Origin of the sequence: Roseibium sediminis (assembly GCF_008711325.1) — a bacterium.
In the GTDB taxonomy this organism is placed as follows: domain Bacteria; phylum Pseudomonadota; class Alphaproteobacteria; order Rhizobiales; family Stappiaceae; genus Roseibium; species Roseibium sediminis.
The window spans coordinates 1-1186 of record NZ_VXDB01000083.1; the positions used below are offsets into that span (position 1 = coordinate 1).

Annotated in this window: 1 protein-coding gene; it reads left to right on the forward strand. The window is 60.6% G+C overall.

Going from position 1 to position 1186, the window contains the following annotated elements; translation table 11 throughout:
* Positions 1–3: 3 nt before the first annotated feature.
* Positions 4–1092, forward strand: coding sequence for an IS5 family transposase (locus F0155_RS23145; protein ID WP_244303574.1), 1089 nt, complete (start codon positions 4–6; stop codon positions 1090–1092).
* Positions 1093–1186 lie beyond the last annotated feature (94 nt).

Below are 1186 nucleotides of genomic sequence, written 5' to 3' on the forward strand. Positions count from 1 at the left end.
CAGCTGTTTTCCTACGTGGATCTTGAGGCTCGCGTGCCAAAGGGGCACCCGCTGCGGGCGATGCGCGATCTGGTGAACCCGGCTCTGATTGCTTTGGATGGACAGTTTTCCGCTCTTTACAAGGACTGCGGCCGCCCATCGATCGCCCCGGAGCGACTGTTGCGGGCGATCCTGTTACAGCTTTTTTATTCGATCCGGTCCGAGCGGCAACTGATGGAGCGGCTCAATTTTGATCTTCTGTTTCGCTGGTTCGTAGGGCTTGGGGTGGACGATCCGGTCTGGGACGCCTCAACGTTTTCGAAGAACCGGACGCGGGTGCTGACAGAAGAGATCGCGCAAGGGTTCCTTGCGGCACTTCTGTCGGATCGGCGTGTGAAGCGGCTTTTGAGCGCCGAGCATTTCTCGGTGGATGGCACGATGCTGAAGGCGTTTGCCTCGTTCAAGAGCTTTCGGCCGAAGGATGGATCTGGCAATCCGCCTGGCGAGGGCCGAAACGGTGAGCAGGACTTCCACCGCGAGAAACGCTCGAACGAGACGCATGCTTCAACCACCGATCCGGATGCGCGGCTGTATCGCAAGGCTTGCGGCCAGGAGAGCCGGCTTGCCTATCTCGGCCATGCGCTGATGGAAAACCGCAACGGGCTTGCTGTGGCGGCAACGGTGACGCATGCCACGGGCACGGCGGAGCGGGAAGCGGCGCTGGAAATGAGCGAGATATTGCCGCAAGGCGCGACGCTCGCGGCTGACAAAGGCTACGATGCCGAGGCCTTCGTGGAGGAGTTGAAGACGCGCAAGATCGTGCCGCATGTGGCGATCAACGGCACGGTGTCGAAGACCGGCAAGGTGCGCAAGACGGCTGTGCCCGACGAGGTCGCAGCAAGCGACGGTTATGCAGTCAGTCTTCGCTGCCGCAAGCGCATCGAGGAAATCTTCGGCTGGGGCAAGACGACCGGCGGGCTTCACCAGTTGAAGGTCCGGGGGATTGAGAAAGTCGCAACCATCTTCACCCTCGCGCTCGCCGCCTACAATCTCGTGCGCCTGCCCAAATTGTTGGCGGTGGCGGGAGAGGTGTGTCCAGATGCACCAAGATAGGCAAAAGACAGGAGCAAAAGCCGCCTTTATCGCATCAATCCGGCGCCCGCGGCTGCTCAAACCGTCCAAAATCAAACCGCAGGACTGAGATTGC